The following is an 18,510-nucleotide window of genomic DNA, read 5'->3' on the forward strand; positions in this document are numbered from 1 at the left end:
CCGGTGTCCGGCGAGCCGGTACCGTCGGAAAACATGCTGGTCTTCGAGCACGGCGACGGCGGTATCGAAGCTCTGGAGCGGTTCGCGCGGCAGCTGATAATCCCCGGCTTCCTACCGCTGGACAGCGTGCTGGAATACGTCGCCGAATGGATCGCGGACGGCGGCCGAATTCCCTTGGCGCAGGCCGAGGCAGCCACCCGGCGCATCTGGCGGGAGCGGCTGGCCGAACAGCGGAACTGGACCGAGCCCGGCGATTACAACCGGTTACTGCTCGCCTATGCCGATCTGGAAAGCCAGGGAATTCTGGCCCGAATGAATTTCACCTGCTGCAAACAGTGTGCGACGACCGAGATAGATTTCGAGCGCACCGCGCACCCGAATCCGCCGGACTGGTATCGCTATCGCGAATGGGCGTATGTCTACTTCCATCAGCAAGATGGTGACCGGCTGGCCGAGGATAATCCCGAACTGCTTTTCGGATACAGCGCGTTCCGGCTGCTTCCCGGCACCCCGGCCGAGATTTATCGGCGGATCGCCGCGGGCGATCGGCAACTGGAGGACGAGGTGGGCTTGCGCACCGATACCGAGGTCGGGCGGCGCATTGTCGCCGCGTTCACCCGTCAGGGGTTGCGGGTGAGCTGGGGTGGGGATCCGGACACTCGCATCGGTGTCCGGATCGACGCGTGGCGCAAACCGCTGCCCGAATTCGACGAGTGAGCGACGGTTCGCGGTTCGGTTACGGCGCGGAATACAGTCCCTGCGCGAGCACCGGCCACGAGGTGTGCAGGTCGTCCTGCCAGTAACCCCAGGAATGGGTGCCGGTATCGCGGTAGACGAAGGTGCCCGGGATGTCGAGCTGATTCAGCCGGTTCTGCAGGTTGTGCGTCGACCAGTTCACCCCCATTTCGATGATCGCGCCCAGCGCAACGACTTTCGGCGTATCGATCGGCGCCTCCATGCGGAACTTGTTGCCCGGCACATCGTACGCACCGGGGATGCCGCTGCCGGTGGAGACGAACAGGTTTGTGCCGCGCAGCTTTTCGGCGTTCAAGATGGGATCGTTCGCGGCCCACAGCGGGCTGTTCGTCGGGCCCCACATATTCGTGGTGTCACCGCCGCCCCAGGTCTCGACGGTGGCCTTCACCATGCGCTGGCCGATCGGGTCGCTGGTCTGCGCGATACCGCTGTACACCGCCGCGCTGCGCCACAGTCCGGGCTTGGCGATCGCGAAGTTCAGCACCGAGGTGCCCGACATCGAAAGCCCCGCGATGGCGTTCACACCATTGGTGCCGAGCGCCGCGTTCACCAGCGGCGGAAGTTCCTCGGCGATATAGGTTTTCCACTTGTTGGGACCGAGTACCGGATCGTCCTTCAGCCAGTCGGTGTAGAAACTCCACTGGCCGCCGATCACCTGCACGACATTGATGTTCTTGTCCGACAGGAAGGTCAGCGCATCGGTGTTCTTCTGCCACGACGCGTCGTCGACGCCGCCGCCCGCACCGTTGAGCAGGTACAGCGTCGGCCGCGGCACCGAGGTGTCGGCCGGACGCAGCACATCGAGGGGGATCGCGGCATCCATTGCGGCGGAATGGATGTAGAGGCGGACATTGCGGTCGTCCTTCACCTCGACCCGCTCGACATACGAGCCGTCCGGCGATTTCGCCGATGTGGAAACCGGATTCGGATCCGCCGACGCGGAATTACCGCCGACGCCGACGGATACGGCGGCCACCACCGCGGCCAGCACCAAACGCCTGAAGGTCAGACGACGCACGCCCACCCCACACTCCTCTCGTCGCGCCGAATGTTAACGGCACGGGACGGGTTTGGGAAACCCGGACCCTACCCGTTACCGGTGGTCGGGATTCTTTGCGGCGCCGAAGTTTTCGCTCACCGCGCGGCATGTTCGGCCAGATAGTCCGCCCACGTGCGCTTTCCCTCGGTCTCGAAGGTCAGATTGGCGCCGGCCCGGTACGCCCTGCCCACCTTGCCGGGCAACGGAATCGGCAGCAGCAGACGGCGTTTGCCCGTCGCACGCAGATAATCCCGCACCATCGCGCCGAATTCGAGCACCTGCGGTCCGGCCAGGTCGGGCACTCGGCCCGCCGGTTCCGCCAGCGCCAATTCCACCAGGCGCGTTGCCACCTCGGCCGTCTCCACCGGCTGCATCCGGATCCCGCGCGGATCCGGCACGATCGGCGACTTGGCGAGCGCCTGAATCACTTTGAACACCAAATCGTGGAATTGCGCCGCCCGCAGGATGGTGTACGGAATACCCGATTCCTCGATCGCCCGTTCCGCGCCCAGTTTCGCCTTGAAGTAGCCGAGGTCGACGCGCTCGGCCGCGGTTACTCCGATGAACACCAGGTGCCGCACACCGGCTTTCGCGGCGGCGGCCAGCAAAGTGCGGGTGGTCTGCTCGTCGGTCTTGGCGTCACCCGCCAGGTGCACGATGGTGTCGACGCCTTTTACCGCGGCATCGACACCTGCGCCGGTCTGTAGGTCGCCGACCACGTATTCGATGCCGTCGCCGGTCCGTGCGCCACGGCTCAGCACCCGTACCGGTCGACCCGCCGCGCGCAGCAGCGGCACCACCCGGGTGCCCAGCGTGCCGGTTCCACCGGTTACCAGAATCGTCTGCTCAGTCATCGCCGTACTCCGCTCTCGTAGCGTCATCACCCCAATCGCGGGGAGCTACACATACGACGACGCAACCCTGGCGGGCTGTGACATGAGGTGAGTCAGACCACAGTTAGTCGCCCGGCCACCCTCGCGCGAGGCTAGGCCCACCCGTCGCCCGACCACCCCCCATGGAATCGCTGCGCGATACTAGTCCTTCGGAAAACCCACCACGAATCCGAAGGCGATCAACACCGCACTGACCACTCCGAGAATCGGAATCACCCACATGAAATCCATGCCTACGCAGCGTAGTAACAAATTCCACCGCCGTCCCGGGATTCGCGCACCGAAAATCCGCTGGGCGCTACTCGCTCCGGCCCGGTTCGATCGCACCCCACACCCGCAGCGAACCGATTGGGGCACAACCGTTCTGGATGGCCGCCGCGAGGTCATCCCCCTGCTCGTAGCCGACGACCGCGTGGTTCGGCCACATCCGCGCAACCGCCCGCAGACCTCCGGCCCACACCTCGTCGGCGGGTATGCCGAGACCGAACACATTGGAAATTCCCACCACATCCGCGTCGCGATGCACCACCGCCCCGCAGACCAGTTCGTTCCCCACCCAACCACCGAGCACCGTCACCGCATCGTCTTCGAGTAATTCGGCACGAAAAACGCCCGCATGCACCGGATCCCAAGCCGCCGCCCATTCCGCCAACTCACCCGCCCCACGAACCGGCTCCCACACCTGCTTCGTCGCCGCGGGCACCCGCTCCCCGCCGCCCGACGAATCCATTCGGCCTCGAACAAAATCCGAAACCCATCCCCCGAAAGATCCAACACGGCAAAACTATCCTTCACCGAAGCCCCCGGCACCCCCAGCTCGATCCGCCCCAAAACCTCTGCCCCACAAACCCTCTCATCAAGCGTAACCGCATCCGGATAAAACACCGGCGTCCGCCGCCCACAAGCCCAAACCCCACCCCCGAACTCCCCAACCACCCCATGCACCCGACACACCGCAGCACACCACCGCGCATTCTCCAACGCCGCCACCAGTACCCATCCCCGCCGCTCATCCAACACAACCTGATCCTGACGCAACCGACGGAACCGCGCGCACCGTTCCGGGCATCGACCACGCAACGCCCCGCCCTTGGTCAGCACTGAGCGCCCGCCCATCGCTCCCCATGTCTACTGTAAAACCTTGTATAGAACCCCACCTTCGACCAAGCAGCATCGTCCGAAGCAAGGCTTCGGCTTCAGAAAGCAGCTTTTGTGACAAGCTACAACTACTTCGCCGACGATGAAGACGATTACGTCGTATCCGCAGCTGAAACCGCAGGCAGGCTGGCTAAATGAGGAAGCGGCGCCCGACGGGCAGCAGGCTCGTAATGTCCCGCAATGTGATCGCCGTTTTGCTGATCGGCGTGTCGGTCGTGATTACTGGCTGCTCGACAAAGGGTGAACAAACCGAAGGACGTCGGTTCACGAAGCTGCCGAGCAGCTGCTCCGAGCTCACGAAACCCGTTACGCGAGAAATCCAAGAATATGCGGGTCGGCTCTATTCGTCGAGTGTCGAATTCAAAGACGCTGGGAGCAAATTGGTTTCGTCGCCGCCCGATACGCTCGGTGCCCTGTGTAGTGTGATATATCCGGACCAGACCACTACCGTGCAAATACCGGTCGGCGATCCGAGAATCAGGCGAGTCCTCATAACATTCCGTCTGGAGACCGGCGGCAAGCCCGTCACGGCCCAAAAGAAATACTTCGAAACCAGCGGTCAGGGTTACGACGGAAAGACTTCGGCAGGCATCGGTGAAGAGTCCTATTCGGCGATCAGGACAAAGGATGGTTCGGCTGACGCGACGACGGCGTTTCGCATCAGCAACTTCTATGCGCAGGTATCGACGTCCGGGGAGAACGCTCCGCCGCAGCCGGGGCCGGGCATCACCGATTCGCCGCAACTTCGGTCGAGCCTGCAGTCCGGCTCGCAACGAATCGCGAAGGCGTTGGCCGACAATGTCGATACGGTCCTGGGAGGCAAGTAACGGACGCTACTTGGAGTGGAGGGCGTCGCGAGGGGCGGCGAGCAAAGCGGTTGTGTGGCGGCATAGTTCGCGGCGGGCGGTCGGGTCGTAGGCCTGGGGGTTGGCGCGGCTTTCATGTGGGCCATCGAAGTAGTGGCCGGTGCCCACCTCATCGTTGATCAGGTGCAGTACTGCGGCGCCGCCTTCTTCGATGGTGCTTTGGGCGGGATAGTCGGCTTGCCGGACCATTGTTGTATTCATAAGGGACGCAGGGTGGATCGCGTTTACGGTTACGCCGGAGGGGGCCAATTCCGCTGCCAGGTCGAAGGTGAACATGATTTCGGCAAGTTTGGCGCGGCGGTAAGCGGAGACGCCGGAATAGTCGTGTTCGAGCATGAGATTGTCGAAATCCAGGGGCTCCTGGCCGATCGAGGCGACGTTGACGATCCGGGACGGCGCGGAGCGCACGAGCAGGCCCCGGAGCAGGTGGGTCAGCCGGTAGACCGCCAAATAGTTTACGGCGAAACGTAATTCGATTCCGTCGGCGCTGAGTTCGCGGGCGCCGCCCGGTGCGCCGAAGCCGATTCCGGCGTTGTTCACCAGTACATCGAGGCGGTCGGTGCGCGATTCGACCTCGGCGGCGAGCCGGTCCACCGCCGACAGATCGGCGAGGTCGGCGAGGTCGGCGAGGATGATGTCCGGTTCGGGGCCGCCTTCGGCCAGGATCCGCGCGCGCACCTCCTCGGCGCGCTCGCGGTCGCGGCCGTGCAGCAGCACTCTCGCGCCCGCACGCGCGGTTTCGATCGCCAGATACCGGCCGAGCCCATCGGTTGCCCCGGTGATCAGGATGGTTCGTTCGGACACAGCGCACCGCCCTTTCATCGTCATGCGCACAGCACCGCTTCGACGCTACCCGCGCCGAACCTGGAGTGTGTTCCAGCCGATTCCACCCTTGACCTGGAGTGCACTCCAACTCATAGCATTCGACTATGCGACTCGGAATTCATGTTCCCAACTTCGATATGCCGGGTGGACCGGCCGCGATCGCGCCGGAATTGGCGCGGGTCGGGGCCGCGGCGGAGGCGGCGGGCCTGAGCTGGCTTTCGTTCATGGACCACTATTTTCAGATCCCGCCGCGGGGTGTGGCCGAGCAGCCGATGCTGGAGGGATACACCACGCTCGGCTACCTGGCCGCGCATACCGAACGAATCCGGTTGAGCCTGTTGGTGTCCGGCGTGACCTACCGCCATCCCGGCCTGCTCGCGAAAATCGTTACGACGCTTGATGTGCTGTCACAGGGCCGGGCCACGCTCGGTATCGGCGCGGCCTGGTTCGATCGGGAGCACGAGGGTCTCGGCGTGCCGTTCCCGCCGATGAAGGAGCGGTTCGAGCGGCTGGAGGAGGCGGTCCGGATCTGCCTGCAGATGTGGGATCCGAATAACAACGGCGCGTTCGACGGCAAGTACTACCAGCTCGCCGAGACGCTGTGTTCGCCTGCGCCGGTACAGAATCCGCATCCGCCGATTCTGATCGCGGGCGGCGGCGAGAAGAAGACGCTGCGGCTGGTCGCCAAATACGGCGACGGCTGCAACCTCTTCTACGACACCCCGGACGGCGTCGCGCACAAGCTGGATGTGCTGCGCGCCCACTGCGCCGACGTCGGCCGCGACTACGACGAGATCCAGAAGACGATCATCTACAACGCAGGCACTCCCGACGACGATTTCGTCGAGCTCATGGCCCATTACGCGAAACTCGGCGTCGATATGGTGATGGTCGCCCCGCCCGGCGACTACCCGGCCGAGTGGGTCGAGAAGGTTCTCACCCCCATCGTCCCGCGCCTGGCCGACCTGCCGACCAAGTGACGACCGTGGTGCGCACCATGACCGGTGCGCACCACGTTCGGAAAACCTATACCGGCCAGTACTTCCGCCAGTCCGCGGCCGAAAGCGGCACCCGTTCCCCTCGGTCTGCCTCCGCCGCGTCCTCCGCGGCCCGGATCGCATCGGCGAACACCAAAGTCGCCTTCCGCAAACGCTCTTCGGCACTTTCCGGCGCACCGAGATGAACCACCCGGAGCGCGTCCGGAACCAGATCGTCCGGCAGCCCCGCCTTCGCGCTGCGCGCACGCACCTTCTCGGCCAGCGCGAGGGCAGGTTGCGCCATGGCGATGCCGTCGAGGCAGGAGCGCCGCGCCTTCTCGGCGGATTTCCGTTCCTCCCAAGCCTTTTCCTGCAACGCGATCTTCTCGTCCACCGTCGCCGCCGGATCGATCACCGGCCCGGCGAGCTGCGGGCTGCGGTTCGTCAGCTTGGCCACCAGTGCCGCCGCCACCTCGGCGACGGTGAATTCGCCTGCGGCCTGGGCGATCCGGGAATGGAAAAGCACCTGCAGCAGCAGGTCGCCCAGTTCCTCCTTGATGGTTTCGGCATCCTCGTGCTGGATGGCGTCGAGCAGTTCGTAGGTTTCCTCGAGCAGATAGGGCCGCAGCGAGTCGTGCGTCTGGGTGACCTCCCAGCCGCCGAAGCGCCACAGCCGGTCCATCACCTCGACCGCCTCGACGAGGTCCGCGGTCAGCCGGGCGGCGTCGGAATCGGTCATCGCGCCCCGGAAACCTCGGTCGCCACCGTGAGATCGACTGCCCCCTGGGCTTTTCCGTCCAACGCCAGCAAAAGGTCGGCGACGAATTGCAGCAGCACCACATCGCGCACCCGCTCGGCGCCGACGCTGTCCTCCACCCGAGGCAGCGGCAGCTGCACCACCCCGCTTGCCGCCTTGTAGCCCGCGCTCGGATAGAGCCGCTTCAAGCGCAGCTGTTTGGAGTCGGGGAGGCTCAACAGTGGTGAAATCTTCAATGTCGTTCCGGTGACCGCGATTTCGGTGACGCCGTATTCGCGGGCCAGCAGCCGCAGTTTGGCCACCGAGACCAGCCTGCCCACCTCCACCGGCAGCGGGCCGTACCGGTCGACCAATTCGTCGACCACCGCGGCCAGCGCCGGATCGTCCTGCGCCGCAGCGAGTTTCCGGTACGCCTCCAGACGCAGCCGGTCGCTGGCGATGTAGTCGGGCGGGATGTGCGCGTCCACCGGCAGGTCGATACGCACCTCCTTGGGCTCCTCGACGGTGATCGGCTTGCCATCGGCGGCGGCGCGATACGCCTCCACCGCCTCGCCCACCAGCCGCACGTACAGATCGAATCCGACCCCGGCCACATGGCCGGACTGTTCGGCGCCGAGAACATTTCCGGCGCCGCGGATTTCGAGATCCTTCATGGCCACCGCCATACCCGCGCCGAGGTCGGAATTCTGCGAGATGGTGGCCAACCGGTCGTAGGCGGTCTCGGTGAGCGGCTTCTCCGGCGGGTACAGGAAGTACGCGTACCCGCGCTCCCGGCTGCGCCCGACCCGGCCGCGCAGCTGGTGCAGCTGCGAAAGACCAAGCGCGTCCGCGCGTTCCACGATCAACGTATTCGCATTGGAGATATCGAGGCCGGTCTCGATGATGGTGGTGCACACCAGGACGTCGAATTCGCGCTGCCAGAAACCCTGCACGGTCTGCTCGAGCATGTCCTCGTGCATCTGACCGTGCGCGACCACCACCCGCGCCTCGGGCACCAGATCGCGAATTCGCTTGGCGGCCTTGTCGATCGAGGAGACCCGGTTGTGCACGTAGAAGATCTGCCCGTCGCGCAGCAGCTCACGCCGGATGGCGGCGGTGACCTGCTTGTCGTTGTACGCGCCGACGTAGGTGAGCACCGGATGCCGCTCCTCCGGCGGGGTGAGGATGGTCGACATCTCGCGGATGCCTGCCAGGCTCATCTCCAGGGTGCGCGGAATCGGCGTCGCGGACATGGTGAGCACGTCGACGTGCGTGCGCAGCGCCTTGATGTGCTCCTTGTGTTCGACGCCGAAGCGCTGTTCCTCGTCGACGACGACCAGCCCCAGGTCCTTCCACCGCACGCCGGTCTGCAGCAGCCGGTGCGTTCCGACGACGATATCCACCGAGCCGTCGGCCATCCCCTCCAGTACGGCGCGCGATTCGGCGGGATCGGTGAAGCGGGACAACCCCTTCACGGTGACCGGGAATCCGCTGACCCGCTCGGTGAACGTCTGCAGATGCTGTTGTGCCAGCAGGGTTGTCGGCACCAGCACCACCACCTGCTTGCCGTCCTGCACCGCCTTGAACGCGGCGCGCACCGCGATCTCGGTCTTGCCGTAGCCGACATCGCCGCACACCACCCGGTCCATCGGGACCGGCTTCTCCATATCGGATTTCACCTCGGCGATGGCGGTCATCTGGTCGGCGGTTTCGGTGAACGCGAACGCGTCCTCCATCTCCTGCTGCCACGGGGTGTCCGGACCGAAGGCGTGGCCGGGCGCCGCCTGCCGCGCCGCGTAGAGCTGCACCAGTTCACCGGCGATCTCGCGAACGGCCTTGCGCGCCTTGCGTTTCGTATTCGCCCAGTCGGAGCCGCCGAGTTTGGACAGGCTCGGCATCTCGCCGCCGACGTAGCGGGAGAGCTGGTCGAGCGATTCCATCGGGACGAACAACCGGTCGCCGGGCTGGCCGCGCTTGCTCGGCGCGTATTCGATGACGAGGTATTCGCGCCGGGCGCCGCCGACGGTGCGCTCGATCATCTCGACGAAGCGCCCGATGCCGTGCTGATCGTGCACCACCATGTCGCCCGCGTTCAGCGCGAGCGGATCCACCTGGTTGCGCCGCTTGGCGGGCAGCCGCTTGCCATCGCCCGGCGCGGTGACCCGGTTGCCGGTGAGATCGGATTCGGCGACGACGACGAGACCGGCGTCGTCGAAGATCAGGCCGTCGTGCAGCGAGCCGCACAGCACGCCGACCAGACCTGGCTGCGGTTCGGCGCCGGCCGCCAGCACCGCGGCCGGGACGTCCGCATCGCCGAGCCGTTCCTGAATGCGTTGTGCCGTACCGTGTCCCGCGACGACGACCACCGCGCGGCCGCCGGTCGAGACGTGCGCACGCAGCGAGGCGAAGATCGTCGCGACGAGTTCGTCGGAGCCGCGCGCGGCCGGGCCCGCCAGCACCGGCAGCACGACCTCGGCTGGATCACCCGAGGTGAGCGGGCTCAGCGTCCACCACGGCAGGCCTTGCCGGTCGGCGCTGGCGTGGATATCGGGCAGCGGGCGATACGCCGAGGCCGCCAGGTCGAGTCCGTGACCGCCGAGCGGGGCCGCGCCGCCGAAGGAGGCCGCGGTCCACGACGCCTCCAGGAATTCCTCGCCGGTGCGCACGAGATCCGCCGCGCGGGTGCGGATTTTCTCCGGATCGCACAGCAGCACATGCGTTCCGGTGGGCAGCACCTCGGTGAGCAGTTTGAGCTCACCCGGCTGCAATACCGGCAGCAGCGCCTCCATGCCCTCGACCGGAATACCCTCGGCCAGCTTCTCCAGCATTTCGACCAGGGCCGCGTCGGCCGCGTTCTCGATGGCCACCTCGGCGGCCCGGTCCCGCACCGCGGGCGTGAGCAGCAGTTCCCGGCAGGGCGGCGCGACGACGAGGTCCACCTCGAGATCGGTGAGCGAGCGCTGATCGGCGACCGCGAACGGCCGCAGCTCGGTGACCTCGTCACCCCAGAACTCGACGCGCACCGGATGATCCGCGGTGGGCGGGAACAGGTCGAGGATGCCGCCGCGCACCGCGAACTCGCCGCGCTTGCCGACCATATCGACCCGCGTATACGCGAATTCGACCAGGCGCGTTAGCAATTCATCGAAATCGAACTGTGCGCCGACGCGCAGCACGATCGGCGCGATATCGCCGAGGCCGGCGGCCATCGGCTGCATCAGCGAGCGCACCGTCGTCACCACCACCCGCAGCGGCTCCGGGAAAACCTCATCTTCCGGATGCGCGAGCCTGCGCAGCACCGCGAGCCTGCGGCCCACGGTATCCGCGCCGGGCGAGAGCCGTTCGTGCGGCAGCGTCTCCCACGACGGGAACTGGGCGACCGCCGCGCCGAGGATTTCGGTGAGCTCGACGGTCAGATCGTCGGCCTCACGACCGGTGGCGGTCACCACGACCAGCGGTTTACTCGCGGCGATGGTGTGCGCGACGAACGGCCGCACCGCCGAGGGGGCCACCAATTCGACCGTGGATTTTCCGATCAGCCCGGCGACCGTCTGTAGCGCGGTATCGGCGCTCGCGGCCGCGGCGAGTCCGGCCAGCGGGGGACGATTGGGCATTGAACGACTCCTGAGCACGCACGTTTCGGTCGGCCAACCGAGTCTAGTTGGGCGGACCGACGCGGTTGCCCGCGCCCGGCGGCCGCAACCTACGGCACGTAGCGCCGCAACCGCCGGGCCGCGAATTCCCGGAAGTACGAAAGCTTTTCGGCGGGCACGATGGACGGCAGCAGGAAGTACCAGGCCCGTTCCATCCTGGTTGCCATCTGGTCCATGGTCTCGGTGCCGACCGCGATGATGTGCACGCCCGCGGTGACCTCCTGGAGCAGCACGCCGATCACCTCGGGTTCGAGATCGGCCTCCAGATCGCCCTGGGCGATGGCCCGTTCGGCGAGCACCCGGTAGGTGTCGCCCCAGGTCTTGGCGATGTTGTCACCCTGGGCGCCGCGATAGTCGCCGATCTGATGGGTCAGCTTGAGCATGGCGCCGACCATCGGATCGTTCATCGACAGATCGGCGACCACATAGGTGATGCCGATGCACGCCTCCAGCGCGGGCACCCGGGGATCGAAGAATCCCTGGCAGGAGCTGACCAGTCGCTCGTTGCCCTGATCGACCACCGCGCGGGCCAGTTCTTCCTTCGAACCGAAGTGAAAGTACAAGGCGCCCTTGGTCACATTGGACTGCGCGATGATCTCACTGAGGCTCGCGTTGGCATATCCCAACCGCAAAAAGACATCGGCCGCGCCCGCGAGAACGGAATCGCGGGTGATCTCCGCGCGCGCTTGCCTAGCCATCAGATCCGCCTGTCATCCAAAAACCAGCCATCCTGAAGTAGACCGACATCCCGAAGTTGACCGACATACCGCCCGAACAGCACCCAGAGGATGGGTGAACCGTACCACCAGGTGCCCGTCCAGCAGGCAATTCGAGCATTCGACCAAACCTTCTTCGCAATTCACTGGTTAACACGCGTGGTCAGTCCGCAGAACCGGTCCGCCATTCGGAACTCAGCTGCGGATCGGCCTCCAGGTGCTGTAGTCCGTTCCAGCAAAGGTTCACCAGGTGTGCGGCGACAACCTCTTTCGACGGTTTCCGCTCGTCCAGCCACCAGGTAGCAGCCGTCGAAACCATACCGACCAGTCCCTGTGCGTAGAGGGTGGCGAGACTGGTGTCGAATCCGCGCCTGTCGAAATCGCCCGCCAGGATGTGCGCCACCTGATTCACCGCCTCGTTGAGCAGGCTCGAATAGCGGCCGTCGGCGGTCGCGGCCGGCTGGTCGCGCACCAGGATGCGGAAGCCGTCGGTGCGCTCCTCGATATAGGTCAGCAGCGCCAGCGCGACCTGCTCCAAGCGCACCCGTGACCGATTCTGGGTGAGGGAGGACACGATCATGTCCAGCAACATGGACATTTCGCGGTCGACCACCACCGCGTACAGCCCTTCCTTACCGCCGAAGTGTTCGTACACCACGGGTTTGGAGACCTGGGCCCGCTGCGCGATCTCCTCGATCGAGGTGGCGTCGTACCCGCGCTCGGCGAACAGCGCCCGCCCGATCTCGATCAACTGCTGGCGCCGCTGGGTGCCCGTCATCCGCGGCCGGGGCGCGCGTTGCTCACCCGATGACATCGAGCTCCTCCGCCTCTGTCGTGTGGTTACGCCGGTCGCTGGGACAGGGTCGGCTCACCCATGCTCTTACGAAATCAGTCGTTTGCGTTGAGGCTATCAAGCTGGCGCGCAATCGGTTTCCGCACCGGGGCCCGGTCGGCGGGTCGTCCGAACATCCAAGGCGGCAACCGATTTCGGGTCGCGGCGGCGCGCGGGCGGCGCGACGCCCGAGGCATCCGGCGGCGGCCGGGAGAAGTCCAGTTCGCGCGGGCGGGCATGGCGGATTCGGCTATGCGGTTCGACGTGGAGCGGGTACTCGTGCGAGGATCATGCCGTGCCGTGGCGCAGCGACGGATCTTCGATCCGCCGATGCGACGATCCGCCGTAGTGTAATGGCAGCACCTCTGATTTTGGTTCAGATAGTTCAGGTTCGAGTCCTGGCGGCGGAGCACACCGGCACGGTAACTATCGTTGGCCCCGCACATCGCTGAACGCGCAGCGAAACCCCAGTACGTACCGAGCAGCCCGCACGATGACAGGCAGCCGAGGGAGATCCATGCCACAGCAGACCGCCGTCGTCGTTCTCGCAGCCGGTGCCGGGACACGAATGCGGTCGAAGACCCCCAAGGTTCTGCATTCGTTGGCCGGCCGGAGCATGCTCGCGCACGCGCTGCATGCGGCGAACGAGATCGACCCAGCCCACCTCATCACCGTGATCGGCCACGATCGCGAACAGGTCGGCGCCGCGGTCGCCGCGGTCGCCGCCGAACTCGGCCGCGACATCACCTCCGCCATCCAGGAGGAACAGCTCGGCACGGGACACGCCGTGCAGTGCGCACTCACCGCCGTACCCGCCGATTTCAGCGGTGACCTGCTGGTCACCTCCGCCGACGTGCCGCTGCTCGACGGGCACACGCTGAGCGCGCTGCTCGACGAGCACCGCAGTTATCCGGAGCGCTCCGCGGTCACGGTGCTGACCTTCGTCCCCGAGGACGCGAACGGCTACGGCCGCATCGTGCGCGACGCCGACGGCCACGTCGTCGAGATCGTCGAACATGCCGACGCCACCCCGGAACAGGCGGCGCTCACCGAGGTCAACTCGGGTGTGTACGTCTTCGACGCCGCGGTGCTGCGCACCATGGTGCATCGACTGTCCACCGCGAACGCCCAGCACGAGCTGTACCTGACCGACGTGCTGAAGCTCGCCCGCGAGGCCGGGCATCCGGTACACGGCGCGCGCCTGGTCGACTCGAACAAGGTCACCGGCGTGAACGACCGGGTGCAGATGGCCAACGCCGCGGGCACCATGAACCGCTACATCCTGGAACGGCATATGCGGGCCGGGGTCACCATCATCGATCCGGCATCCACCTGGGTGGACGCCGGTGTGCAGATCGGCAGGGATGTCACGCTGCGCCCCGGCGTACAACTGCTCGGCAATACGGTGATCGGCGAGGACGCGGAGATCGGGCCGGACAGCACGCTCACCGATGTGGTCGTCGGCGAGGGCGCACGGGTGGTCCGGACGCACGGCGAGAGCGCGGCGATCGGACCCGGCGCGAATATCGGACCCTTTAGTTATCTGCGTCCCGGCACGGTCGTCGGCGCGTCCGGCAAGCTCGGCGCCTTCGTGGAAACGAAAAACGCCACCATCGGCGCACATTCGAAGGTGCCGCACCTGACCTATGTCGGCGACGCCACCATCGGCGAGCACAGCAACATTGGTGCGTCCAGCGTTTTCGTCAATTACGACGGGGTAAACAAGCACCACACCACGGTCGGCTCGCATGTGCGTACGGGAAGCGACACAATGTTTATCGCACCGGTAACCGTGGGTGACGGCGCGTATACGGGTGCGGGTACTGTACTGCGCAGAAACGTTCCGCCGGGGGCACTCGCGGTATCCGGCGGACCGCAGAAGAACATTGAGGGCTGGGTGCAGCGTTTCCGTCCTGGAACGGACGCGGCGCGCGCGGCGGCGGCAGCCAACGCGGCCAATGAGAAGTCGGATCCCCCAGACGAGCAAAAGGATGGCAAACAGTAGTGACCGCGTCATGGATCGACAACCAGAAGAACCTGATGCTCTTCTCGGGACGCGCTCATCCTGAGCTGGCCGAACAGGTCGCCAAGGAACTCGACGTCCACGTCACCCCGCAAACCGCCCGCGATTTCGCCAACGGCGAGATCTTCGTCCGGTTCGAGGAATCCGTGCGCGGCTCGGACGCCTTCGTACTGCAGAGCTTTCCCGCCCCGCTGAACCAGTGGCTGGTGGAGCAGCTCATCATGATCGACGCGCTCAAGCGCGGTTCGGCCAAGCGAATCACCGCGGTGCTGCCCTTCTACCCGTACGCCCGCCAGGACAAGAAGCACCGCGGCCGCGAGCCCATCTCCGCCCGCCTCGTCGCCGACCTGCTGAAAACCGCCGGCGCGGACCGGATCATCACCGTCGACCTGCATACCGATCAGATCCAGGGCTTCTTCGACGGCCCGGTCGATCACATGCACGCCCTGATCCAGCTGTCGGAGTACATCCGCACCAACTACAGCCTCGAACACATCACGGTCGTCTCCCCCGACGCCGGCCGCGTGAAGGTCGCCGAGAAGTGGGCCGACTCGTTGGGCGGCTCGCCGCTGGCGTTCATCCACAAAACCCGCGACCCGCTGGTGCCCAACCAGATCGTGGCCAACCGCGTCGTCGGTGATGTCGACGGCCGCACCTGCATCCTGATCGACGACATGATCGACACCGGCGGCACCATCGCGGGCGCGGTCAAGGTGCTGAAGGAGGCGGGCGCGGGCGACGTCGTTATCGCGGCCACCCACGGCGTGCTGTCCCACCCGGCCGCCGAGCGTCTGGCCGCCTGCGGCGCCAAGGAGGTCGTGGTGACCAATACGCTGCCGATCAGCGAGGAGAAGAAGTTCCCGCAGCTGACCGTGCTGTCCATCGCGCCGCTGCTGGCCCGCACCATCCGCGAGGTCTTCGAAAACGGTTCGGTGACGGGCCTCTTCAACGGCAACGCATAGTTTCACTGCCGAACGGCGGTCCGGGTCTCGGCTCGGGCCGCCGTTTCGTTTCCGAATAGAACCGCCCGAACGGGACATACTGTGTCCATGGATACGGACCCGCTCGATATGGATATGGGTGATGACGAGCAGGCGGATGAGATCCGCGAATACGAGCGTTACGTCGAGGATCCGCCCGCCGATCTGGAAATCGGCTACCGGGAGAACGAGGACGACGGCAGGCTGGGCATCGGGGACGAACTCGCCCAGGAGTGGACCGCGCGCAACCAGCGCGCCGAGGATGCCGCGAACGACGACCGGCCCGCGGAGGAAGCCGCCATCGAGATCATCGACGACGACCGGCTCTGATCCGATCGCCCGCACCGCAGCAGGTGCCGGGGTCACCGCGTCGTGGTACCCATGACCTGAACCGGACGACCCGAGGAGGGCGCAATGACCACGCCACACGAGCAGCCGTCCGGCGACGATCGGCGCACCGAGGACGAGGACATCTACCCACCCCCGGACACCCTCCTGCAACGACTCGGCAACCAGGGTTTGTCGCTGTTCGGATTCCTCTGTGCCGCACTGGCTCTGCTGTTCTGTCCGGTCCTGTTCGGTCCGGCGGGCATCGTCATCGGCCTGCTGGCACACGGCAAAGGTGAATGGCTCGGAAAATGGGCGGCGCTCGCCGCGGCGCTGGCCACCGTACTCGGCACCGTGCTCGCGTTCCTGTACTGGAACAGCGGTCTGCGCACCGGATCGACGGGGTAGGTTTTTCGGCTATGACGGAATTCGGCGGCTTTCCGCTCACCGGTCTGGATTTCTATGAGGATTTGGAGGCCGACAATTCGAAGGCCTTCTGGACCGCGCACAAGAACATCTACGACACCGCGGTGCTCGCACCGATGAAGGCGCTGGTCGCCGAGCTGGAGGCGGATTTCGGCGCCGCCAAGATATTCCGGCCGTACCGGGATGTGCGGTTCGCCAAGGACAAATCGCCGTACAAGACGGCGCAGGGCGCGGTGGTCGGCACCGCACCCGGTTGCGGCTGGTACGTACAGATCGGCGCGGCGGGGCTGTACGTCGGCGGCGGCTTCTATCAGGGTTCGCCCGCGCAGATCGCGCAGTACCGGGCCACCGTCGACGATGGGGTGCGCGGCCCGGAGTTGGAAGCGATACTGGCCCGGCTGCGCAAGGCGAAATTCGCGATCGGCGGCGAACAGCTGAAGACCAAGCCCAAGGGGTTCGATGCCGATCATCCGCGAATCGACCTGCTGCGGCACAAATCGCTTACGGCGGGTAGGGAATTCGGCGCACCGGACTGGTTGACGACGCCGCGGGCCGGTAAGGAGATCCGCAAGGCTTGGGAGACGATGCGGCCATTCATCGAATGGCTTTCGGCGGTCGTAGGGGGCACTCGATAGGGGTTGGGCCAGCGGCGCGGACGCGACGCCGCTGAACCATTCGGCGAACTCTACAGCCCCGGCAGCACCGCGGTGTGCTCGGCCGCGACGGCATCCAACTTGTTCGGATCCAGGTCCAGCCTGCGCAGGATGGTCGGCGCGATCTGGGTGAGCGAGACCTCCGCGTCCACCGAACTCTTCCCGATTCCCTTGCCCGCCACCACGATCGGCACATGCCGGTCATCCGGTGTCATGCCGCCGTGTTCGGCGATCTTCGACTTGCCGCCGGTGTACACGGTGCCGGGGACCGCTCCCGCGTAGATATCGGGTACGCGCGGATCGTCGGGGCTCACCCCGAAGAACTTGGCGGCGTCCGCACCCGCGTACACCTTGTCCCTGTCCACGCCGGATGCGGTGTACGGCTTCGGATCACCCTTGATATCGGTGCCGGTCCCGTTGGTTTCCAAGAGCTTTCGCTTGACGAAGGCGGCCGCGTCGGCCGAGCGGTCGGTGAGCCACATGACGATCGCCGAATCGTCGATCGCGTGCGCGACCAACTTCGGGGTGCCGGGATGGGTTGCCGCCCATTCGGTATTGATCGCATCGACGATCTTCTTGTCGTCGACACGGGTCAGCGTCGACGGGTCGATCGGGGATTGACCGTGTTTGGCGGTCAGGATGATCGAGGTCTTGTCGGTGAGCCCGGCCTTGTCCAGCGCCGTGACCAGACGGCCGACCTGCTGGTCGACGAAATCCAGTGCGCCGCTGAGCAGTTCGCCCGGCTTCCCGTCCGGCAGATAGCCCTTGGACGCGGGCAGCTTCTGCGCGGTGGACACCGACTGGAAGTTCATGCCGAATATCGCGGGCACGCCGACCTGCTCGGCGCCGGAATGGTCCTTGCCCGCGATCTCGTTGACCACCGCGTCGACCTTATAAGCGTCGTAGCGGCGGGTGAGCTGGTTGTCCTTGGTCCAGTCGGCATCCGAACCGGGTGCGGCGCTGTTGATCTCGGGGGTGAACAGGTCGTCGATCGAGCGGCCGCCCTTGCCGTTCGCGATCACATAGGCCGGATGCTTGTCCGACCAGGCGGTGCGCTTCCCGGCCGCGTGCAGCACCGAGAAGACCGTGTTGACCTTCAGATACTCGTTGGGCGCCAACGGTTTACAGCTGGCCGGAGCCACCGGAAGTTTGGCCGGATCGAGCAGGACGCTCGGGTCGCCGGTCAGTTTGCCGATGCCGTCGGGCAGGCCGGTCAATCCCTGGCCCGCATCGATGCGGTGCTGATCCTTGTCGAGGTCCTCGGTGAGGGATACCTCGGTGCCCTTCTTCGCGTCCGCGCAATTCGTGGTGCCCGCGGGCAGCAGATCACGGGCCCAGGTGTCGTCGTAGTACACGCCGGTGGTCTTCGGATTGCCGCCGGAGATCGCGGCGATCAGGCCAGGGAAGGAGTCCGACGGAATGGGCGTCTGCGCGTTGGTGAACGACGCGCCGCGCCCGACCAGCTTCGCCAGCGCCGAATCCGGGTGGGACCGCACATATCCGGCCAGATCGGACTGGTGCATGCCATCGATGGACAACAGCAGGACATGCTCATCCCGCTTGGTTTCGGTGTCCCCGGAACAACCGCTCGCGATCATTCCCATCGCACACGCGCAGACCACCGCGATCCCGGATTTGAACTTATTCACC

Annotated in this window: 17 protein-coding genes and 1 tRNA gene; 9 read left to right on the forward strand and 9 right to left on the reverse strand. The window is 65.8% G+C overall.

The features are described from left to right. The first annotated feature begins 33 nt into the window (after positions 1 to 33). Positions 34 to 717 (forward strand): DUF6891 domain-containing protein, encoded by a 684-nt coding sequence (locus F5544_RS39695; RefSeq protein WP_167477899.1) that lies wholly within the window; start codon positions 34 to 36, stop codon positions 715 to 717. Between the two features lie 19 nt (positions 718 to 736). Here F5544_RS39695 and F5544_RS39700 read toward each other — a convergent pair whose 3' ends face one another. The 3 genes from F5544_RS39700 to F5544_RS46075 all read right to left on the reverse strand — a co-directional run bounded on the left by F5544_RS39700 (position 737) and on the right by F5544_RS46075 (position 3,418). After that, the gene (locus F5544_RS39700; protein ID WP_167479812.1) at positions 737 to 1,774 is read right to left on the reverse strand and encodes an alpha/beta hydrolase; all 1,038 of its coding nucleotides are present in this window, start codon (positions 1,772 to 1,774) and stop codon (positions 737 to 739) included. 116 nt (positions 1,775 to 1,890) lie between these two features. After that, positions 1,891 to 2,649: an SDR family oxidoreductase gene (locus F5544_RS39705; RefSeq protein WP_167477900.1), complete on the reverse strand. Its 759-nt coding sequence runs from the start codon at positions 2,647 to 2,649 to the stop codon at positions 1,891 to 1,893. Between the two features lie 337 nt (positions 2,650 to 2,986). Beyond that, positions 2,987 to 3,418 (reverse strand): hypothetical protein, encoded by a 432-nt coding sequence (locus tag F5544_RS46075; RefSeq protein ID WP_203217453.1) that lies wholly within the window; start codon positions 3,416 to 3,418, stop codon positions 2,987 to 2,989. 598 nt (positions 3,419 to 4,016) lie between these two features. Between F5544_RS46075 and F5544_RS39715 the strand changes: the two genes are divergently transcribed. After that, positions 4,017 to 4,673 carry a hypothetical protein gene (locus tag F5544_RS39715; protein ID WP_238846907.1) on the forward strand — a complete coding sequence of 219 codons (657 nt, stop codon included), beginning with the start codon at positions 4,017 to 4,019 and terminating at the stop codon, positions 4,671 to 4,673. Between the two features lie 6 nt (positions 4,674 to 4,679). On the opposite strand, the gene F5544_RS39720 is transcribed toward F5544_RS39715, so the two are convergent. Continuing rightward, the gene (locus tag F5544_RS39720; RefSeq protein ID WP_203217454.1) at positions 4,680 to 5,516 is read right to left on the reverse strand and encodes an SDR family NAD(P)-dependent oxidoreductase; all 837 of its coding nucleotides are present in this window, start codon (positions 5,514 to 5,516) and stop codon (positions 4,680 to 4,682) included. Positions 5,517 to 5,641: 125 nt separating this feature from the next. Here F5544_RS39720 and F5544_RS39725 point away from each other — a divergent pair, with 125 nt between their 5' ends. Continuing rightward, positions 5,642 to 6,517 (forward strand): LLM class F420-dependent oxidoreductase, encoded by an 876-nt coding sequence (locus F5544_RS39725; protein ID WP_167477902.1) that lies wholly within the window; start codon positions 5,642 to 5,644, stop codon positions 6,515 to 6,517. A gap of 46 nt (positions 6,518 to 6,563) precedes the next feature. Here the strand turns inward: F5544_RS39725 and F5544_RS39730 are convergent, their stop codons facing one another. The 4 genes from F5544_RS39730 to F5544_RS39745 all read right to left on the reverse strand — a co-directional run bounded on the left by F5544_RS39730 (position 6,564) and on the right by F5544_RS39745 (position 12,433). Further along, positions 6,564 to 7,253 carry a MazG family protein gene (locus F5544_RS39730; protein WP_167477903.1) on the reverse strand — a complete coding sequence of 230 codons (690 nt, stop codon included), beginning with the start codon at positions 7,251 to 7,253 and terminating at the stop codon, positions 6,564 to 6,566. Beyond that, positions 7,250 to 10,864 carry a transcription-repair coupling factor gene (gene mfd, locus F5544_RS39735; RefSeq protein ID WP_167477904.1) on the reverse strand — a complete coding sequence of 1,205 codons (3,615 nt, stop codon included), beginning with the start codon at positions 10,862 to 10,864 and terminating at the stop codon, positions 7,250 to 7,252. Before mfd ends, F5544_RS39730 begins: the two co-directional genes overlap by 4 nt. A gap of 89 nt (positions 10,865 to 10,953) precedes the next feature. Then, on the reverse strand, positions 10,954 to 11,601 hold the full coding sequence (locus F5544_RS39740) for a TetR/AcrR family transcriptional regulator (protein ID WP_167477905.1): 648 nt from the start codon (positions 11,599 to 11,601) through the stop codon (positions 10,954 to 10,956). A gap of 181 nt (positions 11,602 to 11,782) precedes the next feature. Then, the gene (locus F5544_RS39745; RefSeq protein WP_167477906.1) at positions 11,783 to 12,433 is read right to left on the reverse strand and encodes a TetR/AcrR family transcriptional regulator; all 651 of its coding nucleotides are present in this window, start codon (positions 12,431 to 12,433) and stop codon (positions 11,783 to 11,785) included. 357 nt (positions 12,434 to 12,790) lie between these two features. Between F5544_RS39745 and F5544_RS39750 the strand changes: the two genes are divergently transcribed. From F5544_RS39750 to F5544_RS39775, 6 genes are all read left to right on the forward strand, one after another. After that, a tRNA-Gln gene (locus F5544_RS39750) sits at positions 12,791 to 12,861 on the forward strand. Between the two features lie 107 nt (positions 12,862 to 12,968). Further along, a complete protein-coding gene (gene glmU / locus F5544_RS39755) occupies positions 12,969 to 14,456 on the forward strand; it encodes a bifunctional UDP-N-acetylglucosamine diphosphorylase/glucosamine-1-phosphate N-acetyltransferase GlmU (RefSeq protein ID WP_167477907.1) in 1,488 nt (495 codons plus the stop codon). Beyond that, complete coding sequence (locus tag F5544_RS39760; protein ID WP_167477908.1) at positions 14,456 to 15,436, forward strand: ribose-phosphate diphosphokinase; 981 nt, start codon at positions 14,456 to 14,458, stop codon at positions 15,434 to 15,436. The genes glmU and F5544_RS39760 overlap by 1 nt, the downstream gene beginning before the upstream one ends. 87 nt (positions 15,437 to 15,523) lie before the next feature. Continuing rightward, complete coding sequence (locus F5544_RS39765) at positions 15,524 to 15,784, forward strand: hypothetical protein (protein ID WP_167477909.1); 261 nt, start codon at positions 15,524 to 15,526, stop codon at positions 15,782 to 15,784. 84 nt (positions 15,785 to 15,868) lie between these two features. Next, positions 15,869 to 16,189, forward strand: coding sequence for a hypothetical protein (locus F5544_RS39770; RefSeq protein WP_167477910.1), 321 nt, complete (start codon positions 15,869 to 15,871; stop codon positions 16,187 to 16,189). An 11-nt stretch (positions 16,190 to 16,200) separates the two neighbouring features. Then, positions 16,201 to 16,842, forward strand: coding sequence for a DUF2461 domain-containing protein (locus tag F5544_RS39775; protein ID WP_167477911.1), 642 nt, complete (start codon positions 16,201 to 16,203; stop codon positions 16,840 to 16,842). 50 nt (positions 16,843 to 16,892) lie between these two features. Here F5544_RS39775 and F5544_RS39780 read toward each other — a convergent pair whose 3' ends face one another. Continuing rightward, complete coding sequence (locus tag F5544_RS39780) at positions 16,893 to 18,509, reverse strand: alkaline phosphatase family protein (RefSeq protein ID WP_238846908.1); 1,617 nt, start codon at positions 18,507 to 18,509, stop codon at positions 16,893 to 16,895. Position 18,510 lies beyond the last annotated feature (1 nt).

It is taken from the genome of Nocardia arthritidis, assembly GCF_011801145.1.
Classification (GTDB): Bacteria; Actinomycetota; Actinomycetes; order Mycobacteriales; family Mycobacteriaceae; genus Nocardia; species Nocardia arthritidis_A.